General features: G+C 43.1%; 19 protein-coding genes, 1 pseudogene and 1 riboswitch. Of the genes and pseudogenes, 17 read left to right on the top strand and 3 right to left on the bottom strand.

The window, feature by feature from the left end; all coding sequences use genetic code 11:
• Positions 1–211: 211 nt before the first annotated feature.
• Positions 212–868 (bottom strand): DUF6795 domain-containing protein, encoded by a 657-nt coding sequence (locus AAEZ00_RS16860; protein ID WP_351079399.1) that lies wholly within the window; start codon positions 866–868, stop codon positions 212–214.
• A gap of 444 nt (positions 869–1312) precedes the next feature.
• Between AAEZ00_RS16860 and AAEZ00_RS16855 the strand changes: the two genes are divergently transcribed.
• Entirely contained in the window at positions 1313–1855 is a 543-nt protein-coding gene (locus AAEZ00_RS16855; protein ID WP_351079402.1) for a DUF6795 domain-containing protein, read from the top strand.
• Positions 1856–1897: 42 nt separating this feature from the next.
• Entirely contained in the window at positions 1898–2392 is a 495-nt protein-coding gene (locus AAEZ00_RS16850; protein WP_351089178.1) for a lipase family protein, read from the top strand.
• 138 nt (positions 2393–2530) lie between these two features.
• Here AAEZ00_RS16850 and metH read toward each other — a convergent pair whose 3' ends face one another.
• Positions 2531–6247 carry a methionine synthase gene (gene metH, locus AAEZ00_RS16845; protein WP_351077986.1) on the bottom strand — a complete coding sequence of 1239 codons (3717 nt, stop codon included), beginning with the start codon at positions 6245–6247 and terminating at the stop codon, positions 2531–2533.
• Between the two features lie 862 nt (positions 6248–7109).
• On the opposite strand from metH, the gene AAEZ00_RS16840 reads away from it, so the two are divergent.
• The 15 genes and pseudogenes from AAEZ00_RS16840 to AAEZ00_RS16770 all read left to right on the top strand — a co-directional run bounded on the left by AAEZ00_RS16840 (position 7110) and on the right by AAEZ00_RS16770 (position 23266).
• Positions 7110–7766 carry a TetR/AcrR family transcriptional regulator gene (locus tag AAEZ00_RS16840; RefSeq protein ID WP_124013684.1) on the top strand — a complete coding sequence of 219 codons (657 nt, stop codon included), beginning with the start codon at positions 7110–7112 and terminating at the stop codon, positions 7764–7766.
• On the top strand, positions 7756–9105 hold the full coding sequence (locus tag AAEZ00_RS16835) for an efflux RND transporter periplasmic adaptor subunit (RefSeq protein ID WP_351077990.1): 1350 nt from the start codon (positions 7756–7758) through the stop codon (positions 9103–9105). Before AAEZ00_RS16840 ends, AAEZ00_RS16835 begins: the two co-directional genes overlap by 11 nt.
• Complete coding sequence (locus AAEZ00_RS16830; protein ID WP_351077993.1) at positions 9102–12209, top strand: efflux RND transporter permease subunit; 3108 nt, start codon at positions 9102–9104, stop codon at positions 12207–12209. Before AAEZ00_RS16835 ends, AAEZ00_RS16830 begins: the two co-directional genes overlap by 4 nt.
• 349 nt (positions 12210–12558) lie before the next feature.
• Positions 12559–12807, top strand: coding sequence for a hypothetical protein (locus tag AAEZ00_RS16825; RefSeq protein ID WP_351089176.1), 249 nt, complete (start codon positions 12559–12561; stop codon positions 12805–12807).
• Positions 12808–12939: 132 nt separating this feature from the next.
• A riboswitch (cobalamin riboswitch) is annotated at positions 12940–13060 on the top strand.
• A 79-nt stretch (positions 13061–13139) separates the two neighbouring features.
• Positions 13140–13949 (top strand): ABC transporter ATP-binding protein, encoded by an 810-nt coding sequence (locus AAEZ00_RS16820; RefSeq protein WP_124013687.1) that lies wholly within the window; start codon positions 13140–13142, stop codon positions 13947–13949.
• Positions 13942–15048, top strand: coding sequence for a FecCD family ABC transporter permease (locus AAEZ00_RS16815; RefSeq protein ID WP_335688498.1), 1107 nt, complete (start codon positions 13942–13944; stop codon positions 15046–15048). Before AAEZ00_RS16820 ends, AAEZ00_RS16815 begins: the two co-directional genes overlap by 8 nt.
• Before the next feature lie 241 nt (positions 15049–15289).
• Positions 15290–15358 (top strand): hypothetical protein, encoded by a 69-nt coding sequence (locus tag AAEZ00_RS16810; RefSeq protein WP_233768685.1) that lies wholly within the window; start codon positions 15290–15292, stop codon positions 15356–15358.
• A 329-nt stretch (positions 15359–15687) separates the two neighbouring features.
• Positions 15688–16022: pseudogene (locus AAEZ00_RS16805) on the top strand (nicotinate-nucleotide--dimethylbenzimidazole phosphoribosyltransferase); the annotation flags it as partial.
• Between the two features lie 9 nt (positions 16023–16031).
• Positions 16032–16817, top strand: coding sequence for an adenosylcobinamide-GDP ribazoletransferase (locus AAEZ00_RS16800; protein ID WP_101032618.1), 786 nt, complete (start codon positions 16032–16034; stop codon positions 16815–16817).
• The gene (gene cobU, locus AAEZ00_RS16795) at positions 16817–17347 is read left to right on the top strand and encodes a bifunctional adenosylcobinamide kinase/adenosylcobinamide-phosphate guanylyltransferase (RefSeq protein ID WP_124013689.1); all 531 of its coding nucleotides are present in this window, start codon (positions 16817–16819) and stop codon (positions 17345–17347) included. Before AAEZ00_RS16800 ends, cobU begins: the two co-directional genes overlap by 1 nt.
• Positions 17347–18918: a cobyric acid synthase gene (locus tag AAEZ00_RS16790; protein ID WP_124013690.1), complete on the top strand. Its 1572-nt coding sequence runs from the start codon at positions 17347–17349 to the stop codon at positions 18916–18918. The genes cobU and AAEZ00_RS16790 overlap by 1 nt, the downstream gene beginning before the upstream one ends.
• On the top strand, positions 18915–19553 hold the full coding sequence (gene cobO / locus AAEZ00_RS16785) for a cob(I)yrinic acid a,c-diamide adenosyltransferase (RefSeq protein ID WP_124013691.1): 639 nt from the start codon (positions 18915–18917) through the stop codon (positions 19551–19553). The genes AAEZ00_RS16790 and cobO overlap by 4 nt, the downstream gene beginning before the upstream one ends.
• Before the next feature lie 292 nt (positions 19554–19845).
• Positions 19846–20394: a TnsA endonuclease N-terminal domain-containing protein gene (locus AAEZ00_RS16780; RefSeq protein WP_351089172.1), complete on the top strand. Its 549-nt coding sequence runs from the start codon at positions 19846–19848 to the stop codon at positions 20392–20394.
• Complete coding sequence (locus AAEZ00_RS16775) at positions 20391–22244, top strand: TnsB C-terminal domain-containing protein (protein WP_351089170.1); 1854 nt, start codon at positions 20391–20393, stop codon at positions 22242–22244. Before AAEZ00_RS16780 ends, AAEZ00_RS16775 begins: the two co-directional genes overlap by 4 nt.
• A complete protein-coding gene (locus AAEZ00_RS16770) occupies positions 22241–23266 on the top strand; it encodes a TniB family NTP-binding protein (protein ID WP_351089168.1) in 1026 nt (341 codons plus the stop codon). The genes AAEZ00_RS16775 and AAEZ00_RS16770 overlap by 4 nt, the downstream gene beginning before the upstream one ends.
• Here the strand turns inward: AAEZ00_RS16770 and AAEZ00_RS16765 are convergent.
• Positions 23248–24648 (bottom strand): DEAD/DEAH box helicase, encoded by a 1401-nt coding sequence (locus AAEZ00_RS16765; protein WP_351089166.1) that lies wholly within the window; start codon positions 24646–24648, stop codon positions 23248–23250. The genes AAEZ00_RS16770 and AAEZ00_RS16765 overlap by 19 nt on opposite strands.
• Position 24649 lies beyond the last annotated feature (1 nt).

Raw genomic sequence — 24649 nt, 5'->3', positions numbered from 1 at the left:
ACTCCTGATGTCATAATCAGTCGTTAAGATAAAGGCTCAATGAGCGCAGTTGAAGACGTACTTGCCCGGACGCATACTTATAAAGGACTATTTTTTATGGTGTAATGATGAAAAGGGTATGTTCGATTGGGCCAATAGGTACACATTCGTTATTGCTTATTGACTAGATATCCCATCAGCAAAAATTCATCTAGATTGGCCAGTCTGAATATCATCCGTATTTTTCTCTTTTCTGTACTTCCAATAGTTGTAGTTCTGGCCAGCGGCAAATACTAAACACCTGTAGTCGTGAAACTCCATTGCTAATTTCTTCTTCTATTATCTCTTGTCTAATCTCTTCATTGGCGAGGTTGCAATGTAATTGCGCCAATCTTTCAGCTAATAGGGAAAGATGTTTTTCACCTTTAGTTACAGCAGACCAAAGAAAAGTGTCTGTATAAACTCCCTCTGCGACTTTAATTGCTTGCGCAACGCGCGTTTCAGCAAACGGTTTATTAGGGTGACTTGTTCTGTGAATGATTTCAGGAAAGCTAAATTTGCCTTCATCATCAGTAGTGGTGTAGTCCCACTCAATTTCTTCCATAACACCAGAGTATTGGTAACCTCTTTTTAGCTTAATATCGGCTAGAGGTTCTCCCTCATTGGTTAGGCTACCAATCACTTCAGGAAACACTTCGACATCGACTTTTTTAAACATGCGAAATATTGCTCCCTCCAAAAAGTAGTTGGCCGAAGTGACAGACAGAACGAGAAACAAACTAATATATGCTATGTAGCTCATTGATGAGGTAACGCCTTGTTTTGATGTTGATATGATTAACTTACTGAAGTTATTGTAGAGTGATTTGTTAAGAGGGTCTATCATCATAAATAGCTACTTTAAAGGTGTAATGATGAAAAGTGTATGTTTGATTGAGGTGTTCTGGTCTGGTCTAATTTCATCATCCAACCAATGGGTAGAGTCGTTGAAGTAAGTGTTTTTTGCGTATGGATTCAATATTGTTGGTTCTAGAGGCAAAGATAAAACTATCACAATTAATGTTTTTAGTGCCTTTTTGACACTCTTTAGGGCTATAGATAAAGAGTTTTTTTTGGCTAAAATTAGGCTGTTAATGAGTATTAAAAGCACTATGTTACGTCTCTTTTTAACCATGAATCTGTAGCTTTTATTTTTTATCTATATCAATGAGTTGGGGGAGAGGGTGTTAAATAGTATTCTTGATAAATATCGTTACCTTTTATTGCTTACGGTTTCATTATTTCTATTTGTGATTATTTTTTTTCATATGCTTACCCCGAAGGAGATGATGCAGTGTTTGGATTTTTGAAGCGATATGAAGTTGAATTATCGGCTCCTGTACAAGGGCGAATCACCAATAATGGCATTCCAATTTCGGGGGCGGAAGTTGTTAGAGAACTGTCATATGGTGGTTATGACAAGGGTGACCCTATTATTGACTATGCATTAACCGATACAAATGGTGAGTTTTCATTTAAAGAAGTTAAAGTTAAGTCAAATGCCCCCGGTAATATTTTTGGGCAAGATGCACGTCTTAGGCAGGAAATTTATATTAAGAAAGAACCTGATGAGATAAAAGATGGTGAAGATAAGTATTACTGGCTTTGGTTGATCAGTAAGAATTGGATTTCTGTTCCTTATTTAAACAAATTTTTGCTGCAGTTAAATGCAGACTTACAAAATAAAGAATTACAATATGAAGTTGATTTAACGCAGTTTGGTTTAATACGTGATCATCCTATAATTTCAATATGTTACTGGGAAGATGAATTAATTACGACTTATTACGGTGAATCTATGGATGTTGTTACAAATTTTAATGATTTAAAAAATTAATTAGATAAAAAATATTTAAAAGTTTATTTTAAGGATGAAATAATGAGTGTTATATCCCCTAATGTTGCAGCTAGAATCGCATTGCTATCTTACCAAATTGAAAAAAAACCCAAAAGATTACCTATCCATAATAAGGTAAAACAACACTTTAAGTTCAACGCAGAAGATGTCCAACAGGGGACTTCTGGTGGTTTCTTTTGGTGCGAAACGACAGGCTTTTTGCTCATTGGCCAAGGACATAGTCAGCAACATAAGGGCGATCACGTGATTGCAATACGGGGTACAAATACTTTAGCTGATGCGGTAACCGATATTACTGCTCATTCAAAAAGTAATGATGCGGGTAGCTTAGTTCATACAGGTTTTCAAACAACATTTGAATCTTTTAGAGATGGGTTAGCTGACTATTTAGATAAACCTGAAGTGTTAAAGAGTACAGGTATTATCCATTGTGTTGGTCATAGTTTAGGTGGTGCATTAGCGACTTTAGTTGCAAATTGGGTTAAAGCTAAATATAACAAAACAGTTTACTTATAAACCTTTCGACCTATATCCAAACGAAGTTTGGACATAAAAAAGAGTAACCGCGATTACTCAAGGTTACTCTTTATTCGGGAGCACTCTCTACTCTGGGTCACTCTCTACTCTGGGTCACTCTCTGCTCAGGATCACTCTCTATTCTGGGTCATAGTCCAATATCGGTGACAACCATCGCTCTGTCTCTGCTAAGGTCATGCCCTTACGTTTAGCATAATCTTCAACTTGATCTTTACCAATATTGGTCACGCCAAAATAGCGTGATTTTGGGTGGGCAAAGTACCAGCCAGACACTGCAGCGGTTGGGTACATGGCGAAGCTTTCGGTAATGTTTAAATCAATCGTTTCATCGGGTTTGAGTAAATCCCACAACAAACCTTTTTCAGTATGATCCGGACACGCTGGGTAACCTGGTGCTGGACGAATACCTTTATAACGTTCGCGAATTAACGCTTCGTTATCGAGTATTTCATCGGCGGCATACCCCCAAAACTCTTTACGGACGCGCTCGTGCATACGCTCGGCCAAGGCTTCGGCTAAACGGTCGGCTAAACATTTGAGCATAATCGCATTGTAGTCATCATGGTTGGCTTCAAAACGGGCTACATGTTGATCAATACCGTGACCTGTTGTCACCGCAAACCCGCCCATGTAATCGGCAACGCCGCTGTCTTTAGGTGCCACAAAGTCTGATAAACAGAAGTTGTCGTTACCCACGCGTTCAAGTTGCATGCGCAGATGATGGGTGGTCATTTCCAATGTGGTGCGAGTGTCATCGGTATACAGTTCAATGTCGTCGTGATTAACGGTATTGGCTGGGAATAAACCGATGACGGCTTTGGCGGTAAGCCACTTTTCAGCAATAATTTGCTTCAGCATGGCTTGGCCATCGGCGAATAATTTAACCGCTTCTTCACCGACCACTTTGTCTTTTAAAATTTCAGGGTAATGACCGTGCAGTTCCCAGCTTCTAAAGAACGGTGTCCAGTCAATACGTTCAACTAAATCATCTAGCGGGTAGTCATCAAATACTTGGCGACCTAACACGTTAGGCGTAAATGGGCGGTAGTTTTCCCAGTCATGTTGGCAACGGTTTTCACGCGCCGCTTCAATCGACACTAAGGTTTTACGCTTGGTTTGCGATAAGCGTTTTTCACGCATCATGTCGTATTCAGCATAGGCTTCGTCGATGGTGGCTTGGCGGGTGGTATTGTTAATCAGTTTCGACACCATAGGCACGGCGCGGGATGCATCGGCAATATAAATGGCGCCGTGTGGATAATGCGGCGCTATTTTCACAGCCGTATGAATTTTAGAGCAAGTCGCCCCGCCGATAATGGCCGGAATGGTTAAGCCTTCACGGTGGAAGGTTTTCACGTTGTGGACCATTTCATCAAGGCTTGGGGTAATGAGCCCTGACATGCCGATGATGTCGATATTATGCTCTTTAACGGCATCGAGAATTTTATCAACCGATACCATCACCCCAAGATCGACCACTTCGTAGCCGTTACAAGCGAGCACGACGCCGACGATATTTTTACCGATGTCGTGCACATCACCTTTTACGGTGACCATTAAAATTCGTCCGTTTGACTGACCCGCAACCTTCTCTAGTTCGATATAAGGATTAAGGTAAGCAACGGCTTTTTTCATCACTCGAGCCGATTTAACCACTTGCGGTAAGAACATTTTGCCCGCGCCAAATAAGTCACCGACTACGTTCATGCCGTCCATTAATGCCCCTTCTATCACATCAAGTGGGCGGGTGGCTTCTTGGCGTGCAGCCTCGGTGTCTTGGTCAATAAATTCAGTAATGCCTTTGACCAAGGCGTGCGACAACCGCTTGGACACCGGCCAGCTACGCCAGGCTAAATCTTCTTTTTTGGCCACTTGGGAGCCATCGCCGCGAAAGGTTTCGGCGATGTCGAGTAGCTGTTCGGTGTTGCTTGAGTCGGCAACCGGGCAAGGTAAGTTTTGTACTACGTTTTCAACCCGTTTTTTAAGCTCGGGATCTATATCATCGTATATGGTTAACTGACCCGCGTTGACAATGCCCATGTCCATGCCGGCTTGAATAGCATGGTATAAAAATACCGCATGAATCGCTTCACGTACTGGGTTGTTACCCCTAAACGAGAATGACACGTTAGACACACCACCGGAGATCATTGCATGTGGCAAGGTGGTTTTGATGTCTTTAATGGCTTCGATAAAGTCGACAGCATAGTTGTCGTGTTCATCAATACCGGTGGCAATGGCGAAGATGTTGGGGTCGAAAATAATATCTTCTGGTGGAAAGCCGACCACATCAACCAAAATACGGTAAGCACGGGTACAGATTTGGGTTTTACGTTCACGCGTGTCGGCTTGGCCGTCTTCGTCAAAGGCCATTATAATGGCGGCGGCGCCATAGCGTTTCACTAAGGTGGCTTGCTCGATAAATTTGGCTTCACCTTCTTTCATCGAAATCGAGTTAACAATGGACTTGCCTTGGACGCATTTAAGGCCCGCTTCAATCACTTCCCATTTAGACGAGTCGATCATGATCGGCACGCGGGAGATATCTGGCTCAGAGGCAATTAAGTTTAAAAACTTCGCCATGGAAGCCACGCCATCGAGCATGCCTTCGTCCATGTTGACGTCGATAATTTGGGCGCCGTTTTCGACTTGCTCGCGCACCACATCGAGGGCTTCTTCAAACTTTTCTTGCTTAATTAAGCGTAAAAACTTGGCTGAGCCTGTCACGTTGGCGCGCTCGCCGACGTTGACGAATAGCGAGTTTTTATCGATGGTCAGTGGCTCTAACCCCGACAACCGACACGCCACAGGAATGTCTGGAATGTGTCTTGGTTCATGTCTGAGTACTGCTTCACGAATGGCATTAATGTGGGCGGGGGTGCTACCGCAACAACCGCCGACAATATTGAGCATGCCTTCTTGGGCCCATTGGTTGATGACTTCAGCCATCTCTTCTGGGGTTTCATCGTAGCCGCCAAACTCGTTGGGTAAGCCCGCATTTGGATGGGCGGAAACATAACACTCGGCAATACGTGACAATTCTTCAACGTAAGGACGCAGCTCTTTTGGCCCAAGGGCGCAGTTAAGGCCAATGGATAACGGCTTAATGTGGCGCAGTGAGTTATAAAACGCTTCGGTAGTTTGGCCGGTTAAGGTGCGGCCCGATGCGTCGGTGATGGTGCCGGAGATCATAACGGGTAAGCGATCGCCAAGTTGATCAAATACTTTTTCAATCGCAAATAGGGCGGCTTTGGCGTTTAAGGTATCAAAAATGGTTTCAACCATAATGATATCGGCGCCGCCTTCGATTAAGGCGCTGGTCGATTCGACATAGGCTTCGACGAGTTGATCAAAGCTGACATTACGAAACCCTGGGTCGTTCACGTCTGGGCTGATAGAACAGGTGCGGTTAGTTGGCCCTAATACGCCGGCAACGTAACGTGGCAAGCCTGTTTGCGCAGCTACTTCGTCGGCAGCTTGGCGGGCAATTCTGGCACCGGCTAAGTTAATTTCGGCGGCCAGTGACTGCATGTCGTAGTCGGCCATAGCAATGGTGGTAGCGTTAAAGGTATTGGTTTCAATAATGTCGGCACCGTTCAATAGGTACTGAGTATGAATATCTTTAATGATTTGCGCTTGGCTGAGTACTAATAAGTCATTGTTGCCTTTAACATCGCAATGCCAATCTTTAAAGCGCTCACCACGATAATCTTCTTCTTCCAACTTATGGTCTTGGATCATGGTGCCCATGGCGCCATCTAAAATCACAATTCGCTGCGCTAACAATGCATTAAGTTGTTCAAGTGTTTGACTGTAAGAAGTCGATTTAGCCATAACAGTTACCTTTTTATCACTATGTTGCTTGATACCTTGATTGAGATAAGCATACCCTTATTTTTACAATAATAGGGCGATAACATCATTTCTGTGTACAACTGTTGATTACAATTGCTGCTTACAATGCGCATCTTCTAAATGATTACCTTTTAAGATAGCCTTTTGGACATATAAACGTATAGACGTCTATACTACGCGAGTTTTCACCGCCAGAGCAAGGCTGATTTAACTTCTACTTGGGTTAAGCGATGGGGGACGTCAGTTAGCCGCAGAAATGTTCAACCAATCAACATAATAGTAGGTGTTTTTTATTGATCTAAGCCTATGTTTAATAGAAATTTATTATCAATATATGTTTATTATCTTATTCGATTGCTTCAGGCTGCTTGTCGTCAAACAGGTTGAGGATGACAAGCCCAATGAGGCCGAACACTTGAGCATCCAAATGACAACATACTATGGCTTTAAAACCGAGTTGAGTTATAGGGCGTAACTCAAGCTGTTTCAGCAACATATTGCCAATTTTTATCACAAGCTTGGAAAGCGGCAAAGTCTACGATGTAGCCAATATTGCAGCATAGGGAGAAACGTTTAATGACAGATACCGTCTTCTGCCAGAAGGCACTAGATAAAAAACTGAGATAAAAACCCTACATGGTTATACAAAGGTTCTAAAGCATTAACCAAATCACCTCCCCGCTAAACATAAAGGGTTATACTCATGCTGTTATAGTTTTTTATTCATATTTAACAACTTGTTAATAGCTGTATTCTTCGTTATCGCTGATTTTGTGGAATTATTTCACTGCCAATTAATGTGCTCTGCTCTTAAAATAATTCTTTAACTGAGGAATTCTGTATGCCTGATAGCAAGAATAAAGTGGGACGCCCCAGTGGAGAGACCCAAAATCGCGATAAGCTTATTCAGGCGGCAAGATCTCTTTTTGTCGAACGTGACTACTCTCAGGTTACCGTTCGTGATGTCGCGGCGCTTGCAGGCACTGATCCTGGGCTTATTCGCTATTACTTTGGCTCTAAACAAAATCTGTTTATCGCGATGTTGCGAGAGACTGCGGCGCCAGTGAAACAAGAGCTCTACAAGGTGAATAAAGAAAAACAAGCCCATGGCCCGGCAAGCTTGATGCAGACCTACTATCAAGTGATGTCAGCGCATCCCCATTTCCCAAGATTAATTTTCCGTCTGGCAGGCCTAGATCAAAGTATTCCCGAAAATAAAGAGATAACCAAGGTGTTTAACGAAATTGTCAATGTGGATGACATCATGATGTTTGATAAACTCGAAGCTAAGGGACTGTTGCACGATGATGTTGATATCCATTGCGCTCAACTGAGTTTTTTTTCGATGATGATCTTTCCATTTATTGTGCCCGAAGGGTTCTTGAGTCGACTCGGTATACAAATCACCCCAGAATTTTTAATGAAACTTGCACAGCAAAATACCAATCTGCTTGCAAGAGGCTTGATGCCGACAAAGGACAAAAATAATGACCAGTAATAAGAAACGTTTTCTGCTCCCCGGTGTCCTAGGCGGAATGCTGATATTATTTTTAGCTATAGCCCTAAAACCATCACCCTCGGTTGTCCAGAGTTATGATAAAGCCAGGGCGGTTGACATTCTCACCCTGGACAAAACCTTGCTGGCCCCAAGAATACAGGGGTTTGGTCGCGTGACACCTAAGCATATATGGCAAGCCGTCGCCGAAGTGAGTGGCAAAGTTATCTACCGCCACCCTCAGCTTGAAACGGGCCGAATGTTACCAAAGGATACCTTGGTGCTAGAGATAGACCCTCTGGAATATGAGTTGAAGCTGGCACAGGCACAAGCGAGTCTCAATGCTACGTCGGCACAACTGACAAGGCTCGATCAGCAGGAGCGAAACCTCAATACCAGCCTGCAGATAGAGAACCAGAAACTGGATCTGGCTAAGCAGGAATATCAACGTAAGCTCACCCTCAAAAAGCGTAATTTGGTGTCGATTTCTGAACTTGAAAGTCAGCATCAGTCCTTGTTGGTACAAACCAAGTTGGTAGAAGATCTGCAAAACTCAATTAAGCTCCTTCCCGACGATAGAAAAGTGAGCCAAGCACAGCAAAGCGTCGATGTTGCACAGTTAGAAGATGCCCGCAGAAGACTGAAACAAACCAAGGTTGTGCTGCCTTTCGATGCCAGAGTGGCCGATATCAACATTGAGCAAGATCAGGTGGTTGCCATGGGCTCAACTATGTTGATCGCTCACCAACTCGGTACTGCGGAGATAATGGCTGAAATATCGCTGCAGGACATGCGCACTTTAGTCAGCAGTATTGAAATGATCCCTGAACAAAATAGTCTACCTTCTTTTGAGCTCTTAGCATTACAAGCCGATGTAGAGTTTCAGGTAGGAAGCAATCGTTTTACTTGGCCAGCTAAAGTCACCCGGGTGGCTGAAACGGTTAATCCGAATCAGGCTACCATCGGCTTATATCTTGAGGTTGAGCAGGATATTCGTCAGCTTAAGCCATTCAGTCGGCCTCCTTTGACCAAGGGAATGTTTGTTTCAGCGCGGATATACGGCCAGGCAAAGCCACATTTTATCGTCCCCGAGAAGGCGCTTCACGGTGACAAGCTATATCTGATGAGCTCGGATAATAAACTGATGATAAAACCGGTGACCATTTTGTTCCGTAATCAAGATCAAGTGGCGATTAAAGCAGACGTTATCGTTGGTGATAACATTGTGCTCAACGATCTTATTCCCGCTATCCCAGGCATGTCTTTAAGAGATATCTCATCAGACCTCGACGTTAATGCTGCTGAGCAATCTCAGGTGAACCGAGAGGAGGCCGGTCAGTGATCGCTTATATCACCCGTCATCCGACCTTAGCTAATTTGTTGATGCTCAGCCTACTCTTGCTCGGATTATTGAGTTTGGGATCAATAAAACGTGAGACTTTTCCAGAGTTTGCGCCTCCCTATGTTACCGCTACCGTGGTTTATCCCGGCGCGTCGCCGATAGAAGTGGAAGAAAGTCTATGTCTGCGTATGGAAGATGCGGTCGATGGGCTAGGCAATGTCGAAGAAGTAAAATGTGACGCACAAGAAGGCGTCGCGTCCATGACTATCAAGCTGGACGGCAAAGCCGATATTGGGCGCGCTATTGTGGATGTGCAAACCCAGATCAATGGGATTAAAAACTTTCCATCACAAATTGAACCGCCGATCGTTAAAGAGCTCGATTGGGCCGAACCTGTTGTTGATATCGCTATTTCGGCCGATGCCAGCTGGCCCCATCTGAAGCATTATGCCGAGGATCTCAAACGTCGCTTGAAAATCGATGCCGGAGTGAGTCTGGTATCCGTTGTTGGCTTTTCCGATCATCAACTGCGGGTTGAGCTTAATCAAATCGATATGCGCCGTTTGGGGCTGACTGCAACCGACATTGCCGATGAAGTGGGTCGGCAAAATGTGAAGATCCCTGCCGGTAATATTGAGTTAACAGATAAAAATCTGCTGCTGAGATTCGATGAGCGCAAAGTCACGCCAGCGGCGTTAAAGCAAACCATCGTGGCCTCTACCAGCGACGGCAGCGTGGTCCGACTCGGCGATATTGCCACCGTGACTGACCGATTTGAACTCGATGAAGAGCACATCTTTTTCAACGGGCAGCACGCCGCCATACTCAAGGTGAAGAAGAACAAAGCCGATGATGCCTTAAGAATAAAACAGAAAGTAAGCCGTTTTATCGAGCAAGAGCGTTTACGTGTGCCCGATGGCGTGAATTTGACCTTGACCAACGATCTCTCGTCGCTGCTTAAAGATCGTCTGGATATGATGTTAACCAATGGCTGGCAAGGGATCATCCTAGTCTTCTTTAGCATGTGGTTATTTTTCTCTTTGCGTTACTCTTTTTGGGTATCGGCAGGTCTTCCGGTTGCCTTTTTAGGCGGCATCTATTTGATGAGTCTCTTTGGCGTCTCTATTAACATCATGAGTTTAGTCGGTTTGCTTATGGCCATCGGGATCATGATGGATGATGCCATCGTTATCGCCGAGTCTATCGCCTCCCATGTCGACCGGGGCTTAGCGCCACATGATGCCGTGGTTCAAGGGGTTAAAAAGGTTGCCCCAGGAGTGGTCTCCTCATTTCTAACCACCATTTTAATCTTCAGTAGCTTACTTGGGCTCGATGGTCAGATGGGCGCCGTACTCTCAGCTATCCCGACGGTGCTGATTATGGTGCTCAGTATCAGTTTGATTGAGGCATTTTTAATCTTGCCCAACCATTTAAACCATTCATTAAGCCATGTCCCCAAGAAAGCGCCTAGGCCTGAGCTTAAATTTAAGCGAGATTTCTTAGCCGCATTCGAAACGTTTCGTAATACGACACTCGTTAATGCGGTTAGGTTTGTGGTGCATTGGCGCTACGCCAGCGTTGGCATAACCTTAGGTATCTTGCTCTCATCTGTGGCGCTGGTTGCCGGTGGCGTGTTGAAATTCTTGCCCTTTCCGGAACTTGATGGTGATATCGCCGAAGTGAGAATTATCCTGCCACCTGGCAGCCCATTGAGTTCGACTCAGGAGGTTGTCGAACAAGTGATCCTCAGTGCTAAAGAGACGGCTGCTCGCTATACCCAAGACGTGGAAGAGGGCGTTGAGCTTATTGAAGATATTACCGCACAGTTTAATTTTAATGCCGATGCGGGCGAGAAAGGGCCTCATGTGGCGACGGTTAGGTTAGATCTCTTGTCGGCCGAAACTCGAAATACGCTAATAGAAGATTTTATCGAAGATTGGCGCGACGGTACGGTTGAGCTGGCAGCCCCCTTGTCTATGGTCTTTAAGCAGCCAACGATGGGGCCTGCGGGTCGTGATATCGAGGTTCGCCTGCTAGGTGATGATCTGGATATGCTAAAGCAGGCCTCGGTGTCGCTGCAATCTTATCTTGTCAGGTTCGATGGTATCAACGGTATTCTCGATGATATGCGTCCGGGGAAAGAGGAAATTAAGGTCAGTCTGAGGCCCGGAGCGGAAGTCTTCGGCATCGATGGTCAGTTGGTCGCCAATCAACTGCGCAGTGCTTTCTTTGGCCAACGGGCCGATGAGATCCAAATTGGGCCCGAGAATATCGAAATTGAAGTTAGGCTGAATAAGGAGCAAGCAGGCGATCTTCATGCATTGGCTAACTTTCCCATTATGTTAGCCAATGGGGAGCAGTTGCCTCTGTCGGCGATCGCCAAATTAGAGCATCAACGATCTTATGTCCGTATTCAGCGGATCAATAGCCAACGTTCGGTTACCGTGATGGCCGATGTTGACAACCGCAAGGGTAATTCCACCGAAACATTAGCTAAGATAAAATCCGATTGGCTGCCGCAAGCCACTGAAGATTATCCTGGGGTTAAGGTCGACTTCGAAGGCTCGGCAAAAGAGACTGCGAAGACGGGCGCCTCTCTTGGTAAGGGATTCCTTATCGGAATATTTGGACTTTTTGTCATACTCAGTTTTCAATTCAGGAGTTACCTCGAGCCTGTGGTGGTGATGTTGGCAATACCCTTGTCTTTGATAGGCGTGCTTTGGGGGCATGTGCTACTTGGCTATAACCTATCTATGCCATCGATTATGGGCTTTATCTCCCTTGCAGGCATAGTCGTCAATGACTCTATCTTGCTGGTGCAATATATACGTCATCATGTCGATGAAGGTGATAGCGTTCATGAAGCCGTTGTAAGTGCCAGTCGGGAACGATTTAGGGCGGTATTTTTAACGTCGCTGACGACGGCAGCAGGTCTGTTACCCCTATTGCTCGAAACGAGTCTTCAGGCGCAAGTAGTACAGCCCTTGGTTGTCTCAATCGTATTCGGGATCTTTGCCTCTACCTTGATGGTGTTATTTATTATTCCTTGTGCCTACGCGATTTTGGCTGACTTTGGCTTGGTGAAGAAACATCAAAAAATTTAGCGAGAGGGAGTAAATTACTGCCATTATCTTGTAATGGCAGTGGTCAGATACCCAAACGACCTCGACATGCAGGAGCCAGCATGTCGAGAAGTGACTGCGTTCAAGGTCGTTAATTACTCCTGCATAAACGAGATTGCCATCTTCTGTGGTGGTCTTGGTAACATAGCCGTACTCGTTAACCTCAGCGCAGGAGATAACGGCTTATCCAACAGACCTTTATCCCGCTAACTGCGTTGCATTAACTTGCAATAGGCTCGCTATTGACGGGTCAATGCGCCTTGTTAGTCAAACAAATGACCCGTTTGAGATGAAATAAGCTGCTCACGTTGGCAATTGCCCCGGTGCGTTATTGGTGACTCACGGTGGCATGATGCGCTGCTTAATGGAATATGTGCTTAAGGCTGGCCAATGTAGCGGATTATTCGCTAACCTAGCGATCCCCTATGCTGCTATTATGGTGCTCGATATCTATTGGCTTGATGTCTATTGGCTTGATGTCTATTGGCTTGATGTCTATTGGCTTGACGATATTGATAAGCTTGACTGTTTTCAATCTGTTGTAATGGATAGCAAGGTAGCTAAAGTGAGCATTACATAGGCTTAACGCGTCATATTGATAGTCATAGAATTATCACCATAACGTTATATTAATAGCTTAATAATCATATTGTTATAATCATAGTTTTATATTCATAGCGTTATAATCGACTCATCAGAACCATAGCGCCATAATCATAGTGCCTTTCAAGGTATTGGGAATTGGGATAAGCCCAAACTGTACCCGCAACTGTAGATGGACCAATTAACCATTGGTGCATAAGTCAGATACCAGCTTTGAATTGCCTCAATATCCATGCCTAAGCGGGTGACTTAGGGGAGTTTTTAAATAGATGTATGTGTTAATTAATTGGACATGGCGAGGTCATTTACATGTCTGAATCAGTATTGGATGTCAATCATCTCTTTTGGCAAGTCGATAATAAAACCATTCTAGCTGATATTGATTTCAGTTTGCCTAGAGGCCAAATGCTAGGGCTCATTGGCCCCAATGGTGCGGGTAAGTCGAGTCTGTTACGTTGCTTGTATCGTTATATTGAGCCAACTAGCGGCGATATTGAAATTTTTTCCAAACCCATCAGTGGTTTTTCCTCTAAATCGTTAGCGCAGAGTATTGCTGTGGTGCAACAAGATACCCCGCATTATTTTGATATGACTACTGAGCAGTTAGTGACAATGGGGCTAACACCGCATAAAAACTTGTTTGACCCCAACACAGCGCAAGACCGAGAACGTATTTTAAGTGCATTAACCAAAGTGGGATTGCAGCAAAAAGCGCAGCAACAGTATGAGCTATTATCTGGTGGTGAAAAACAACGTGCACTAATTGCCCGAGCCATTGTGCAACAGCCACATATTCTTATATTAGATGAACCTACCAATCATTTAGATATTCGTTATCAAATTCAAATCCTTGAACTCGTCGTATCACTAGGGATCAGTGTCATTGCTTCTATACATGACCTGAATTTAGCCAGTGCGATGTGCGATAAATTACTGCTACTCGACCAAGGGCGGTTAATTGCTAAAGGTACCCCAACAGAAGTACTCACCGAGCGGCAAATTAGTGAGGTGTTTGGCGTTTGCTGCCACGTCAATGATCATCCACAACATGGTAACCCCCTCATCAGTTATTTCTATGGTTACCAGGCAAGCAAGAAAGGATGCTCTGATCATGATTGATGCATCGCAACGTCGGTATTATGTGTGTTTCAGTTTGTTGGTATTTGCCACGCTACTTACCCCTATTTTTGCGGCCAGTTTTGGTGCAGCCAATATTGATCTTAATGACGTATTGATCATTTTCAATACTTTATGGGGGGGTGACATACCGAGTTCTATTGATGGCAGTGAGCATGCTATCGAGTTGAGCCAACGTATTGTGCTTGAATTACGCTTGCCGCGGATTTTGTTAGCCTTTGTGGCTGGTGCTGGCTTGTCTATCGCGGGCAGCGTATTGCAAACCGTGACCCGTAATCCGCTAGCCGACCCTTACTTATTTGGCATTAGCTCTGGGGCGTCATTTGGTGCTGTGTTGGTGGTGTCATTATTCAGCCAAACAGGCTTGTTTGCGGAGATATTTTCAGGCGCATTGTCGATAAAACCAAGCTTTACGGCACAACCTTGGTGGTCTTGGTCGACATTAAGCATCCCGATTGGGGCATTTATTGGCGCCAGTTTATCGGTATTGATTGTGTTTATATTGTCGGCTTCTGGTCAAAGTAGTCAAGTTGAACGTATGTTGTTGTCTGGTGTGGCGACCTCGTTTCTGTTCGGCGCACTAACTAGTTTGCTGTTGTATTTCTCTAGCCCACAGGCTGCGGCATCAGTGTTATTTTGGAGCTTAGGCAGTTTTGCCAAAGCCAGTTGGTCTAATTTACTATTACCCAGTGTGACGGTTGGTATTAGTTTGTTAATTATGTTGGCGTTTAGACGGCAAATTATGGCGCTAAAAGCGGGTGATGAAACCGCTCACACCTTAGGCATTAATGTCGCTAAATTGCGTTTAAGTATGTTGTTACTGTGTTCACTGATCACCGCGATGTTGGTGGCGACGTGTGGGGGCATTGGTTTTGTGGGGTTGATGATCCCGCACACGGTTAGGCTATTGTTTTCCGGACGTCAGCCGCTGATCTTAACCGCGATGTTGGGGGGATTATTTATGGTGTGGATTGACGTGATAGCGCGATGTATTTTATCGAACCAAGAATTGCCTGTCGGTATTATCACTGCCGCTTTGGGCAGTGTATTTTTCTTGTTTATTTTGCGTCAACGCCGTTAACAGATCTTATTGACTGACAAGTGTCGTTAAGTCGGTTTTGAGCTTGAGATAATTGATTGCCCGATATTATAGCCGCTAACGGGCTAAGCCAATGTTATTGTTCAACGTTTAGGCGCAGGTGCTCAGGCGATACATTTAGCGCCGGCAATGGGCTTGAAAAAGTCGCCTAAGGCGTAGAGCATACTCGTCAGCGGGTGCACGTCTTGTTGGTGCTGGTTGCAATGTCATTGCTTTGGGTAAAATGGTTATAGGCAATACTTGTGCCGCAACTGCGGTAATGTCAGCTATGCTGAATATCATTATTGCGTAATGTGCTGTGTGTTGAACAATATGTTGAGCAGTGTATTGAGCAATGTGTTGAGCAGTGTATTGAGTAATGTGTTAAGCAGTGTATTGAGTAATGTGTTAAGCAGTGTATTAGCAATATGTTGAGCAGTGTATTAAGCAATGTATTGAGTAATGTGTTGAGCAGTGTATTAAGCAATGTATTGAGTAATGTGTTGAGCAGTGTATTGAGCCGTGTATTGGTCGATGCACGGGAATTGATGATGCAACCTAGGACACTAACCCCCGATTAATTAACCAAGCGTTAGACTTACATCGTCATGAGTAAGTCTGTTCATGGGCCATTTTAGCCCTTTAGCTGGCGTTAGAATCGTGTCAATGATTGGGGCGATTTTAGTGGCTAGGGAACAAAAATATGAGTGATGATTGATGGTTTTATCGCTACTGCTGCAGCATGAGTTGCGGTAACATTATTTCCACCATCAAGAGATTATTGAGTCTTTGCTCATCAGTGGCAAGAGCAAGGAAATAAGCTTCTATTACAACAGCTACAAGCTACACTATTGTTGTCGCTGGGATTAAGGCTTGGAGAGGGTACTGGCGCTGCATTGGCGTTAATTCAAGCTACGGTGAATTTTTACAATCAAATGGCCAGTTTCTATGGTGCTGGTGTTAATAATGCGGTTTAAGGGTACAAGATGTCTGGCGAGATAAAGTGGTTGCGGCAGTTGAATCTATTTTTTGTGGCAATGAGTTTTTTTACTCGGATCCCGGTGCCGCCTTGGGTGGTTATCGACAATGATAAGCAGAGCAAGGCCAGCCGATATTTTGGTGTGGTCGGCTTAGTGATTGGCTTAATTTGTGCGCTGTTGTTTTGGTTAGCACAACTCATTTTACCCGCGAGTATCGCTATTTTACTGGCGATGGTGGCGGGTGTGCTAGTCACTGGCGCATTTCATGAAGACGGTTTAGCCGACACCGCCGATGGGTTTGGTGGTGGTAGAACGATTGAAGATAAGCTGCGGATTATGAAAGATTCGCGCTTGGGCAGTTATGGGGCATTATCTCTGGGATTGGTGTTACTACTTAAATGGCAATTGTTGGTAGAGTTAGCTTTATACAGCCCACTGGCGGCGGTCAGCGCACTTGTCGTGGGTCACACCTTAAGTCGAGTCGTGTCGGCGAGCTTAATTTTCAGTGAACAATATGTCCGAAATGAACAGACCAGTAAGTCAATGCCTGTAGCACAAAATCAGCAGCTCAATGACTTGCTTATATTAATTGCTAGCGGTATTTTTGTGTTGTTATGGCTTAATGGCCTAGTGGCATTTGTACTGTTTATTACCTTATGGCTGGTGCGTATTTTGTTAGGCGGATTCTTCCGTAAACAGATTGGAGGCTATACTGGTGACACATTAGGCGCAGCACAGCAAATTAGCGAAGTGTGTTGTTATCTTGTCATTTTAGCGGTGGGATTAAGCTGATGATCCATTTGGTGTTGGGCGGTGCGCGCAGCGGTAAGAGTCAATTTGCAGAGCAATGTGTAGCCGAATACGCTGCTATTGGTTACCAATGCGTGTATTTAGCCACGGCAACGGCGCTAGACAATGAAATGTCGCAGCGTATTGAGCAACATCAGCAATATAGAGTGTCTAGCGCCCATGGCTGGACACTGCATGAACAAGCTTACGATATTGCACAAACCTTGGTGGCAATCGATAAACCCCAGCAAGTGATATTGCTTGATTGTTTGACGTTATTATTAACCAATCATTTATTGTTAGATGATGGTGCCTCGTGGGCTTCTCAAAAATCATTACTCATCGACAGTCTGCCCGCGTTGCAAAGTGAAGTGGTATTAGTCAGCAATGAAGTGGGCTCGGGTATTGTTCCCATGGGCGAGTTAAATCGCCGTTTTGTTGATGAAGCCGGTTGGCTTAACCAATCGATAGCGGCAATATCAGACCAAGTCACTTTGGTGGTTGCGGGCCTGCCTTTGACCTTAAAAGCATAATGTCATTGCCGCATTTTACCCTGCCAACCGCTGACCTATTGTCCGGGGCATTAATGGTGCAAGGCACCACATCTGATGCCGGTAAAAGCACTCTTGTTGCAGGGCTATGTCGCTTATTTGCCCGCCAAGGAGTCAATGTTGCGCCTTTTAAGCCACAAAATATGGCATTAAACAGTGCGGTAACCATTGATGGGGGTGAAATAGGTCGCGCTCAAGCACTGCAAGCCATCGCATGTCAATTACCCCCTCATACCGATTTTAATCCCGTGCTGTTAAAACCCAGCTCTGATACTGGCGCGCAAGTGATTATTCACGGTAAAGCGTTAACCACATTAGAAGCGAAGGCTTTTTTCGGCCCTGAGAGTCGAGGTTATAAAACCTTGGCCTTAGCGGCCGTGATGCAATCATACCGACGCTTACAGCAACAATACTCGCTGGTGGTCATAGAAGGGGCGGGCAGTCCCGCAGAAATCAATTTACGTGATGGCGATATTGCTAATATGGGTTTTGCAGAAGTGGCCGACTGCCCAGTGATTATTATTGCCGATATTGATAAAGGCGGCGTATTTGCCCATTTGGTGGGCACGTTGGCACTGTTAAGTCCGTCTGAACAAGCACGGGTAAAAGGCTTTGTGATTAACCGTTTTCGCGGTGACATCAGCTTATTGCAACCGGGTATTGATTGGCTTGAAGCCTATACCCAAAAACCCGTATTAGGCGTATTACCTTATTTACACGACCTACATTTAGACGCTGAAGATGCGTTAATTGATAGTCCCCAAAATCCGTTATCGGCAACATTGCCTACTACGCAGCGCTTGTCAGTATTGGTGTTAGTGTATCCAAGGATCAGTAATCATACCGACTTTGATCCGCTGCGTTTACACCCGCATATTGATTTTCATTATGTGACTATGCAAAGCGATGCAAGCTCGACGGTATGGCCTAACGCCGATGTCATTATTTTACCAGGCAGTAAAAATGTCCGCGCAGATTTGGCTTTTATGCGTCAACAAGGTTGGGATATTAAACTCAAAACCCATTTACGTTACGGCGGTAAAGTCATCGGGATTTGTGGCGGTTATCAAATGCTCGGTGAGCTAATTGATGACCCTTTAGGCATTGAAGACATTGCCGGTTGCAGCAAAGGATTGGGCTTATTACCTATTACTACCGTATTAACGGTTAGTAAAACCTTAACTCAAGTAAGGGGTCACTTACGCTTACAACACCAGCAGGCAGAGTTTAGTGGGTATGAGATCCATTGTGGTGAGTCTTCACTCACTCAAAGTGATGTAACGCAGCCGCTATCGATTGAACAAGATGCACAGCAGACAATGCCGATCACCAAGCTCGATGGCATGGTGAGCAATGACCAACAAATTTTAGCGACCTATGTGCATGGATTATTCGATCATCCCGCTGCATGCCAACTTATTTTGCAATGGGCAGGCTTAGCGAGTCACCATGCTATTGATATTAACCAAATTCGCGAGCAGCAACTAAATCGTCTTGCCGATGTATTAGAAGCGCATTTGGATATGAATACATTGAAAGGAATAATCTCATGACAACTGATCACCACGACAACGAACAAGCTAGCGCTATTGATGCAAGCAAAGCTGAACGTCATAAAGCCCGCCAACAGAAAGTCAAAGTGGGTGTTGACGCTAAAATTGCCGCAGCCCAAGAAGAAAAAGGTATTTTGCTGGTACTAACCGGTAACGGAAAAGGTAAATCGACATCAGGTTTTGGCTCCGTTGCTCGTGCTGTAGGCCATGGCCATAAAGCGGCGGTAGTGCAATTTATTAAAGGTTCTTGGGCTTGTGGCGAACGTAATTTATTAGCAGGCGCAGGGGTGCCGTTTCATGTGATGGGCACGGGTTTCACCTGGGACACCCAAGACAAAGCAAAAGACACCCAAGCGGCAATGGAAGCTTGGCTAGAAGCAGAAAAATTGCTTAAAGATGAATCGATTAACATGGTATTACTTGATGAGCTGACTTACATGGTCAGTTATCACTATATCGAGCTTGAGCGGGTATTAACGGCATTAAAAAATCGCCCTGCGATGCAACATGTGATTATTACTGGCCGCGCTTGTCATCGTGACATCATTGAATTAGCCGACACCGTCAGCGAAGTGCAACCGATAAAACACGCGTTTAATGATGGGATTAAAGCTCAGTTGGGTTTTGATTACTAACAACAATGTTGTCGCTGAACCCATACGTTGACATAATACACCCATAGCTTGACATAATTAACCCATAGTTTGACATAAAAATGGATTTTGTAATTATATTACAAAATCCATTATTTTTAAAATCAGTATCTTGAGATGTTAATAACTCATACGTTGACAAATTCTCGTATGATAGTACACTAAGTGTACTGTATTTTTGCGAATTTAACTCATGTATATAAGAAGCTTACGTAAACCATCACCGAACAAAAACGTATTTAAATTCGCTAGCGCAAAAGTTAGTGAAACAATAATGTGTGAAAGTTCATTGGAGTTTGATGCGTGTTTTCATCATGAATACAATGACTTTATAAAGGTGTTTGGTAGTCAGCCTGAAGGGTTTTATTACGATTTTGAGGGCAAAAAACTGCCCTATACACCTGATGCGATAGTTCACTTTATCGATGGGACAGTTAAGTTCCATGAATACAAACCTTATAGTAAAACATTCGATCCAATCTTTAGAGCTAAATTTGTAGCTAAGAAAGTGGCAGTCCAGTCCTTGGGAGCAGATCTTATTTTGGTAACAGAACGTCAAATCCGCGTAAATCCTATTCTAAACAACCTTAAAATATTGCACCGTTATTCGGGAATATATGGCTTAAATACTATTCAAATTGAATTGCTGAAGCTTATAAAAAGATCAGGAAAAATAAGTGTAAATGATGTCGCAATAAAACAGTCATTATCATTAGGTGAGGCTAGGTCATATCTTTATTCTCTGATACATAAAGGATTAATCAAGACCAACTTAAACCAGGATGATCTTACTTGTAACCCTTCAGTATGGTGTATTGAATGATAGACTTTGAGGATGAGTTCAGTGATTCTGAATTAGTTAGGAAACCCGATACACCTATTCAATATGTGAAATTAGACGATGTAGCTTTAGTGAAACGAGATTTAGATACCTTTTCTGATTATTTAAAAAATAAAGCTCTCGATAAATATCAACTTATTGCTTTTATAGAGAGAAAAAATATAACAGGATGGACTCAAAAAAGTCTAGATCCTATTCTTGATACAATTTTTGCTACTTCTATGGAAAAACGCCCTAATTGGCGAACATTAGTTCGTTGGCGTAAAAGCTACATTGACAGTAACGGCGATCTTGCATCATTAGTCGCTAAGCGACATAGAATGGGCAACAGAACAAGTCGAGCTCAGGGAGATGAAGCCTTTTTTGAGCAAGCCCTAACTCGTTTTTTAGATGCTAAAAGACCCAGAGTATCTACAGCATATCAATACTATAAAGACGCCATAACCATTGAGAATGAAAACATTGTTGATGGACAAATTCCTATCATTTCTTACAAAAGCTTTAACCAAAGAATAAAGTCACTGCCTCCTTATCCTGTTGCAGTGGCGCGGCATGGTAAATTTAAAGCTGATCAGTGGTTTGCTTATTGCTCATCACATATACCCCCGACTCGAATATTAGAACGTGTGGAAATCGATCACACACCACTTGATCTAATCCTGCTTGATGATGAGTTATCTATCCCGCTAGGCAGGCCATATTTAACTTTAATCGTCGATGTTTTTAGTGGTTGTGTTTTGGGGTTTCACTTAAGTTACCGGTCACCTTCATATGTTTCAGCTGCCAAGGCAATCGTACATGCAATAAAACCCAAATCATTTGAAGGGCTTGATATCAAGCTTCAGAATGATTGGCCTTGTTTTGGTAAATTTGAAAATCTAGTTGTGGATAATGGCGCAGAATTTTGGTCTAAAAGCTTAGAGCATGCTTGCAAAGAAACAGGTATAAACATCCAATATAATCCTGTTCGTAAACCTTGGTTAAAGCCATTTGTAGAACGTTTTTTCGGGATGATAAATGAATGCTTTTTAACTGAGTTACCAGGTAAAACTTTCTCTAATATTCTAGCAAAAGAAGACTATAAACCTGAAAAAGACGCCATTATGCGCTTCTCTGTTTTTGTTGAAGAGTTTCATCGTTGGATTGTTGATGTTTATCACCAAGATTCAAATTCACGTGAAACACGTATTCCAGTAAAACAGTGGCAGCGTGGTTTTGATATTTACCCTCCATTAAAGATGAGTAAAGAGGACGAACAACGATTTACTGTGTTGATGGGTATTTCAGATGAGCGTACTTTAACCAGAAATGGCTTTAAATACGAAGAACTAATGTATGACTCTACTGCTTTGGCTGATTACAGAAAACATTACCCACAAAGCAAAGAGACTATCAAAAAAATCATAAAAGTAGACCCTGATGATCTATCTAATATTCACGTGTATCTTGAAGAGTTAGGCGGTTACATCAAAGTACCCTGCACAGATAATAGTGGTTATACCAAGGGATTGAGCCTCCACGAGCATAAAGTGATTAAGCAAATTAATCGCGAGGTGATTAGGGAAGGTAAAGATAATTTGGGGCTAGCTAAAGCCCGAATGGCAATTCATGCGCGAGTTAAGCAAGAGCAAGAATCATTTATTACATTCAAAACAAAAGCTAAAATTACTGCTGTTAAGAAACAGGCTCAACTGGCTGATATTAGTAATACTGGGCAAGGTACAATTAAGCTTGAAAAAAATGAATTGTTGCCTTTAATCTCCAATGAACCGGAACAGAATATCAAAGATATTCTCGATAGCTGGGATGATGATTTAGAGGATTTTGAATGAAGAATTTAAGCTCTGTTCAGATCGAGCAATTACAAATATTTAGTGACTGTATGGTCCTTCATCCACAAGTTAAAATCATTTTTAACGATTTTGATGAGTTAAGGTTAAATCGTCATTTTCAATCTGATCAACAATGCATGCTATTAACGGGTGATACCGGTGTAGGCAAAAGCCATCTGATTAATCACTACATAAAACGTGTCTTCGCTAGCCAGAGTTACGGTCGTGAATCTATGCCTGTCCTAGTGAGTCGTATATCTAGTGGTAAGGGGTTGGATGCCACATTAACTCAGATGTTGATGGACCTTGAACTTTTTGGTAGCCATCAAAGAAAGAAGCGCGGCTATGCCACTGACATGAGGAAAAAACTGGTCGATAGTTTGGTTAAGGCCAAAGTTGAGCTACTTATCATTAATGAGTTTCAAGAATTAATCGAGTTCAAAACAATTCAAGAGCGACAATTAATTGCAAATGCGTTGAAGTATATAAGTGAAGAAGCAAAAGTCCCAATTGTGTTAGTCGGTATGCCTTGGGCCGAACAAATTGCTGAAGAACCACAGTGGTCATCTCGCTTAGTGAGAAGAAGAAAACTAGAGTATTTTAGCCTTAAAAATGACAGGAAGTACTTTCTAGAATATTTGGGTGGGTTGGCCAAACATATGCCATTCAGTGAGCCACCAAAACTCGAGAGCCAACAAATTTCTATACCATTGTTTGCGGCAAGCCGAGGTGAAAATAGGATTCTAAAGCATTTACTTTTAGAAGCGCTGAAAATAGCTCTTAGCAACAATTCCGACACTTTAAATTGTGAGCACTTGTCTGAAGCGTATAGCCAGATCTTCAATATTGACATTAAAGATAAAGAATCTCTAAATCCTTTTAAGCAGCCAGTTCTCGAAATAGGAATATCTGAAGTGATCAAACCTTCTAGATATAACTCGAATGCAATGAGCCCTGAGGATATGCTTGTTTCTCGTGAGTTTTCAGAATCAAAAACTTTAGCTCAGTTACTCAGAAAATGAGCATCAAACATCTTCACTATTTTTTCCTTGAAACCACCAAGTAGCGTCAAGTTATAAAGGTTTTCTTCATCAAGATCTGATAAATTCTGTGGCGGATTTACAGGCTTTTTATCCTGAGTTAAATTCAAGTCTATATTAAAGTCAAAAGTCGTTTCTGGCTCTGCGTCATATGACGCTTCAGATGTTAAATCTAACTCATCAGAAATTGATTTTTCAAACACAACTGTTTTTTCTGGTAAGTCTTCATTAATGCGATATGCAAATTCGGTAAGGTTTTTTTCAGCTAACGTAAACAACCAAGCTTGCTGATCTTTATCGTCAGTCACTCTTAGTATTCGACCTAAAACTTGCCGATAATGCATTTCAGTCTTTATCCTACTCAAATGACAACAAACTTGTAGTCTCGGTATATCCGTCCCTTCACTTACCATTCCCACACTAACAATCCACTGTACTTTACTGCGTCGAAAATTATCAATAATTAAGGATGGGCGTTGTACTTTTGAAGTAACAATACTCGCAGTTTGCTTGAGTTTATCGACTAAAATGTGATGTAACTGCTTTGCGTGCTGAATCGATGTAGCAATAACTAATCCACCTGCTTTTGGATTATGCTCGCGGATTTCATTTAGTTTGTTAACACCTTCACCCAGCATATATTCCATTATCTTTGGGTGTGTAATGAGTCCTTGAAAGCTCACCTTAGACTTACTCAGTAATTGCTCAATTGAAGAAAATGACTCTTGAAGATTGTTACTTTCCAAGTTTATTTTATTGTTATCAATCAGCACTATTTTAGGTTCTCTGCATACTCCATCAGCAATTGCCTCCTTTAAGCCGTAGATAAAATCACAATGAATTGTGTTATCAGGTTCAGTAAATGTCGATAATACAATAGGGGCATTATCAGAGCGCCATGGCGTACCTGAAAGGGCAAGAGTGTAGCGAGCTTGCTTTTGAATATTGATCAATACCTCTTCTCCCCAAGCATTGGCATTACCAACTTCAGTGCCTTTAAGATGATGTATCTCATCCATTATCACAAACACATTATGACTGCGTATTAATTTCCAGACCTCATCAGATAAGGAAGGCATTGATTGGTAGGTATATACCCCGCCTATAGCGCCAATTAGCCCGTTAAATTGACGTTTAAATCTATTTGAGAATGTCTGCTGAATACTTTCATTTACTTCTGTTGATGGTGAAAAACACAAAATAAAATCAATTTTGTTTTGTTCATATAATCTCATCGCAAGCTCAGATGCCATCACAGTTTTGCCTGCACCTGGTGTCGCTAAACATAAAAAATGACTTTGTGATTGATAGATATTAAGAGCATGTTTAACACATCGCGTTTGCCAATCTCTGAGCTTTATCATG

Origin of the sequence: Shewanella sp. S1-49-MNA-CIBAN-0167, assembly GCF_040310145.1 — a bacterium.
In the GTDB taxonomy this organism is placed as follows: Bacteria; Pseudomonadota; Gammaproteobacteria; order Enterobacterales; family Shewanellaceae; genus Shewanella; species Shewanella psychromarinicola.
Note: the sequence above shows the minus strand (reverse complement) of the source record. Positions and strands in the feature narration are given on the sequence as shown.

Coding starts and splice junctions, on each gene's coding strand:
- AAEZ00_RS16860 (WP_351079399.1), bottom strand. CDS start 868: ATGATGATAGACCCTCTTAACAAATCACTCTACAATAACTTCAGTAAG.
- AAEZ00_RS16850 (WP_351089178.1), top strand. CDS start 1,898: ATGAGTGTTATATCCCCTAATGTTGCAGCTAGAATCGCATTGCTATCT.
- cobO (WP_124013691.1), top strand. CDS start 18,915: ATGACAACTGATCACCACGACAACGAACAAGCTAGCGCTATTGATGCA.
- AAEZ00_RS16775 (WP_351089170.1), top strand. CDS start 20,391: ATGATAGACTTTGAGGATGAGTTCAGTGATTCTGAATTAGTTAGGAAA.
- AAEZ00_RS16770 (WP_351089168.1), top strand. CDS start 22,241: ATGAAGAATTTAAGCTCTGTTCAGATCGAGCAATTACAAATATTTAGT.
- AAEZ00_RS16765 (WP_351089166.1), bottom strand. CDS start 24,648: ATGATAAAGCTCAGAGATTGGCAAACGCGATGTGTTAAACATGCTCTT.
- AAEZ00_RS16835 (WP_351077990.1), top strand. CDS start 7,756: ATGACCAGTAATAAGAAACGTTTTCTGCTCCCCGGTGTCCTAGGCGGA.
- AAEZ00_RS16790 (WP_124013690.1), top strand. CDS start 17,347: ATGTCATTGCCGCATTTTACCCTGCCAACCGCTGACCTATTGTCCGGG.
- AAEZ00_RS16815 (WP_335688498.1), top strand. CDS start 13,942: ATGATTGATGCATCGCAACGTCGGTATTATGTGTGTTTCAGTTTGTTG.
- AAEZ00_RS16780 (WP_351089172.1), top strand. CDS start 19,846: ATGTGTGAAAGTTCATTGGAGTTTGATGCGTGTTTTCATCATGAATAC.
- AAEZ00_RS16840 (WP_124013684.1), top strand. CDS start 7,110: ATGCCTGATAGCAAGAATAAAGTGGGACGCCCCAGTGGAGAGACCCAA.
- cobU (WP_124013689.1), top strand. CDS start 16,817: ATGATCCATTTGGTGTTGGGCGGTGCGCGCAGCGGTAAGAGTCAATTT.
- metH (WP_351077986.1), bottom strand. CDS start 6,247: ATGGCTAAATCGACTTCTTACAGTCAAACACTTGAACAACTTAATGCA.
- AAEZ00_RS16820 (WP_124013687.1), top strand. CDS start 13,140: ATGTCTGAATCAGTATTGGATGTCAATCATCTCTTTTGGCAAGTCGAT.
- AAEZ00_RS16800 (WP_101032618.1), top strand. CDS start 16,032: ATGTCTGGCGAGATAAAGTGGTTGCGGCAGTTGAATCTATTTTTTGTG.